Annotated in this window: 4 protein-coding genes; 2 read left to right on the top strand and 2 right to left on the bottom strand. The window is 68.6% G+C overall.

What is annotated here, in order from left to right; all coding sequences use genetic code 11:
* Together WA944_RS03890 and WA944_RS03885 are read left to right on the top strand one after the other, a co-directional pair.
* Positions 1–401: flotillin domain-containing protein (locus WA944_RS03890; RefSeq protein ID WP_526646386.1), on the top strand; the 401-nt coding region annotated here is incomplete at its 5' end.
* Positions 398–1,279 (top strand): universal stress protein, encoded by an 882-nt coding sequence (locus WA944_RS03885; RefSeq protein WP_526373366.1) that lies wholly within the window; start codon positions 398–400, stop codon positions 1,277–1,279. The genes WA944_RS03890 and WA944_RS03885, both read left to right, overlap by 4 nt.
* Positions 1,280–1,300: 21 nt before the next feature.
* On the opposite strand, the gene WA944_RS03880 is transcribed toward WA944_RS03885, so the two are convergent.
* Together WA944_RS03880 and WA944_RS03875 are read right to left on the bottom strand one after the other, a co-directional pair.
* Positions 1,301–2,914 (bottom strand): HAD hydrolase family protein, encoded by a 1,614-nt coding sequence (locus WA944_RS03880; RefSeq protein ID WP_526373364.1) that lies wholly within the window; start codon positions 2,912–2,914, stop codon positions 1,301–1,303.
* A gap of 38 nt (positions 2,915–2,952) precedes the next feature.
* Entirely contained in the window at positions 2,953–4,176 is a 1,224-nt protein-coding gene (locus WA944_RS03875) for an alpha/beta hydrolase family protein (RefSeq protein WP_526373362.1), read from the bottom strand.
* Positions 4,177–4,418: the final 242 nt, after the last annotated feature.

The following is a 4,418-nucleotide window of genomic DNA, read 5'->3' as shown; positions in this document are numbered from 1 at the left end:
CCCGCAAGGCGGCCGCCGACGCGCTGCGCGTCGAGCGTCAGGCCGAGGCCGACGGCATGAAGGCCCAGTTGGTGGCCGAGGCGGCCGGCAAGACCGAGATCGCCGTGGCGCTCAACAGCTACTCCCCCGAGGCCGCACAACTGCTGATGCTGCCCGACGTGCTGGCCTCGATGGTCAAAGCCACCGAGGCTGCGGCGATGCCGCTGGCGGAGATCGAACGACTGTCGATCATCGGCGGTGCATCCGACGCCCAGGACGCCATCGGTGGTCTGCTCGGCGTCAGTCCGGTAGCGGTGGCCAAGATCGTCGAGGCGCTCAAGGCCTCCGGGATCGACCTGGCCACGATGCTCAACCGGGCACCCGCGGCGGGCCCCGACAACGAGCAGGAGGATCTTCCGTGACAGATGCGCCATCTCCGGAATCTTCGGACATCGTCGTCGGGGTCGACGAGTCGGCGGCGTCGGGTCCGGCACTCCAATGGGCTGCAGCCGAAGCGGTGTTGCGGGACTGTCCGCTGACCATCCTGTATGCGCTGACCCCGAGCGTCGGCAGCTGGTCGGCCGTGCCGGCGCCCGCCGGACTGCTGGATCTGCAGCAGCAGATGGGACGGCAGGTCCTCGAGGACGCCGAACGCACTGCCCGCGACATCACCGGCGGGCGGGTGCCGATCTCGACCGAGTTCGCGGTGGCGTCGGCGACGACGGCGCTGGTCGAGAGATCACAACAAGCGCGGATGGTCGTGGTGGGCAGCCGCGGCCGGGGAGCACTGGCGCGCACCGTGCTCGGATCGGTCAGCACCAGCCTGGTGCACCGCGGGCATTGCCCTGTGGCGGTGATCCATGACGAGAACCCGTCGGCGCCCGACGCGCAGGCACCGGTTGTGCTGGGGACCGACGGGTCGCCCGCCGCCGAATCTGCCACCACGATCGCCTTCGAGGAGGCCGCCCTGCGCGGCGTGGAACTCGTTGCGCTGCGCGCGTGGTGGTCGCCGGGCGCATTCGAGCTGCCGGGCATCGACTGGGCCGACGTGCGTCCGGACGTCGAACGCGAATTCACCGGCCAGCTGAGCGAATGGCAGCAGCGCTTCCCGGACGTGACCGTGCGCGCCGAGGTCGTCCAGGATCAGCCGGCACGGCGGCTCGTCGAGCGCTCCGAATCCGCCCAGTTGTTGGTGGTCGGCAGTCACGGCTACGGCACCGTCGCAAGCGCTCTGCTGGGTTCGGTCAGTTCCGCCGTGGTGCAGGCGGCTCGCGTGCCGGTCATCGTCGCCCGGCAGTGACCGGAGCCGGCCACCGGCACTTCACGAATAGCGCTCGTCGACGGCCCTGACGATCCGCTGGCGGATGCGTTCGACCTCGGCGGCCCGGTGGGCAGCGAGTTCGTCCTCCCACGACGCCACCTCCTCAGCCAGGTCCTTGTCGGAGACGATGCGGTCGAGCCAGCGGGCGAAGTCCCCCCGTTCGAGGTGGAACTGCAGGGCTTCGGGGTCCAATCGGCTGACGGCGGTGCGGAATTCGGTCATGGTGGCGGCCGGCGGGAGCGACTGACCGCCTGACGAGCGAAAGTAGAACCGGCGTTCTTTCGGCAGGGCGACCTGGGCGTACTTGTGCCGGTGACGGATGTGCAGCGTGCGCCGCCGATCCGGGGTGAACGGTTTGGGTTCACCGCCTGCTACCCGGATCGATGCCGCCTCCGGACCACCCATGTCGAGGATGACATCGCTGTCGCTCACTTCGTCGGCCGGCAGTTCTGCGTGCGCGTACGACGACAGCACATATCCGCCGCGGCGCACCCATCTCGCTTCTTCCTGCGGGCCGAGGAGGTGGGCTTCGTCGTAGATCACCCAGTGCGGGAAACCGTGCGCTCCGCGGTGCGCCTCGGCCGCGAACCGGAGCCGATGGACGTAGTCGCCCTTGTCCGGAGCGTCGAGCGCGGACAGGTCGACGACCATGCTGGTGCTCGGATGGAGCATCTCCACCAGTTCGCCGGGCTCGGGCAGGTAGTGCCTGCTGTCGACCAGCACGACGTTGTCGAGTTCCTTGAGCTGCGAGTGGTCTCCCTCGGGATCGACGACGAGCACGCTGTACCCGGCGAGGATCCAGCGCTCGGCCATGAGTCCGATCACGTGGCTCTTGCCGGAACCCGACGGCCCGGTCACCACGATTCGGCCCTGACTTCCCGGCACCTTGGTCGGTGTCTTGTCGCCGAAGCCACCGATCTCGATCCACCGGCGGATCGGACAGTAGCGTCGTGCCCCACTGAGCAGCGGGCCGGTCAACAGACCGGCCACTCCCGCCCCGTCGGGCAGTTGCAGAACCTCATCGGCGTGGGCGACGACCGACGGGAGCGCATTCGCCACCGCGACCCCGAGCTCGGCGACAAGCAGCATCGACACGTCGTTCTCGGCATCGCCGACCGCGATGACGTTGTGCGGTGAGCGGTTCATCCGCGACAACAACCCTCGAAGACCACTGCCCTTGGTCACCTCGGCGGGCAGCACCATCACCGCGTCGCGGTTGCGGATGATCTGGCAGTCCAGACCCAGCTGCCCGATCGCCTCGACCACGGCGGTGGCGTGCTCACCGTCGGTGGCGATCAACACCTCGCCGCGCCGGAAGGCGACGCCGCGGGCCGCCAGCACGCCGTCGAGCACCACGTCGACCGGTGGTGCCAGCCTGAGCACCTCACCGTTGAGCACCGCCACGGCACCGTTCTCGAGCACCAGGGCGTCGGCGTGGTCGACGATCCGCGGGAACTCCGACATCAGCTCGCTGCCGATCCGGCCGGTGACCAGCACGATCAGGATCCCGTTGCTTCGGGCCTCGTCCATCGCGTCCAGCACCTGGTCGGACAGCTCGCCTCTCGACGTCAGCGTGCCGTCGATGTCAGCGGCGACGATCTGAAAGAAGGCCACAGCCACTCGCTTCCGATCGGGGTCTCACAGCCGCGCAGTCATCCCGTCATGGTGCCAGGTCCGCCGGTGTCGCGCCCGTCGAGAACCGATACCAGGCCGGACTGCACCAGGGCGTCGGTGACGAAGCGTTGCACCGGCCGAGCTTGGAAGAATCCGGCGTGGCCACCCCGATACCACTCGATGTCGGGCTGACCCCAGTGTTCCCACAGCCGGTTGACCTGTTCGCGCGGATGGACCACCTGATCGGCGAGGCCCGCGTAGATGAACCGTCCGGCGGGCGGCACCAGCGGGGTCAGCGACAGCGGAGAGATCATCCGGCCCAGCGGCTCGGCGAGGATCATCGTCGCCCGCCGTGGATCGTCGTGATCGAGACCGGAGTGGCGGCTGAGCAGGGCGATCAGGTCGGCAACGGGCACGCCGAGGATCGCGCAGACCAGGTCTTCGTCGAGGCTGGCGACCAACGCGGCCATGAAACCGCCCAGCGACAGGCCGTACAAGCCGATGGGGGCCTCGGGCTGTTGCTGCCGAATCCACGACAGCAGACTGCGGATGTCCCACACAGCGTGTGCGGTGGCGTGGATGTCGTCCAGCACGTCCTCACCGGGGAACACCGCTCCCTTCGGCAGGCCCTTCGCCCGTGGACCGTGCATGGGCAACACCGGAAGCACGACGTTCAAACCCAGCTCCTGATGCAGATGCCACGCCCGGAACACCGCTAAATCGATTGCAGCGCGGCCCATTTCCGTGCCGTGGATGCACACCAGCCACGGTCGTGGCTCACTGTGACGCAACATCAGGCCGTAGCCGTGTGAGGTTGCCTGGTACCCGAGCCAGCGGCTCGCGCCGGGCTCGCCGGACCTCGGCCGGTAGTCACTGTCCCAGCGCAACCGGGAGTACATCCGGTTGCGGCGCCGCACCGGCCGGACCGTCACATCGGTCAGCGGCCCCGGCGCAGCGAAGAATCCCGCGGGCTCGCTCAGCCACCCCCGGCTGCCGTAGAAGTCGAGGGCACTGCGCACCTCGTCGTGAATCCGCTGGAAGGCCTGGGGATCGCTCACCGGGCGGCGCGCCCGCAGGCCGAGCAGCACCACCTCGTCGCGGAGCGCCTCTGCGGTGAGCGCGATGGTGGGCCGGGCGATCGGAACCTGTTGCGGCTCGTCGCCGAGGTAGTCGCTCCACGACCTGGCGTAGTAGCTGCCGGTCCGGGTCAGCGGCCGAATGGCGTTGCGCAGCGCTGCCGATCCGGGAAGGCGGTTGATCACGCTTTCGACGGTAGCGACGTGCCACTTCACCCGCAGGAGGCCTTTGTCACAGCGAGCCACCTTTGTTCTTCGGGCCCAACGTCGTCCGGTGTGAGGTCCGACGACCCTTGATGTGGTGAAGGGGCGGGGCCTCCGCTCCTCGTGGCGTTCCCGGCGGATGCTGGGGGTGTCCACTTTCCACGAATCATGGGAGGCCCCTATGAACGAGTATGACGGCAAGCAGTTCGTCGGGATCGATCTGC

This window comes from Mycobacterium sp., from assembly GCF_049683355.1.
In the GTDB taxonomy this organism is placed as follows: Bacteria; Actinomycetota; Actinomycetes; order Mycobacteriales; family Mycobacteriaceae; genus Mycobacterium.
Note: the sequence above shows the minus strand (reverse complement) of the source record. Positions and strands in the feature narration are given on the sequence as shown.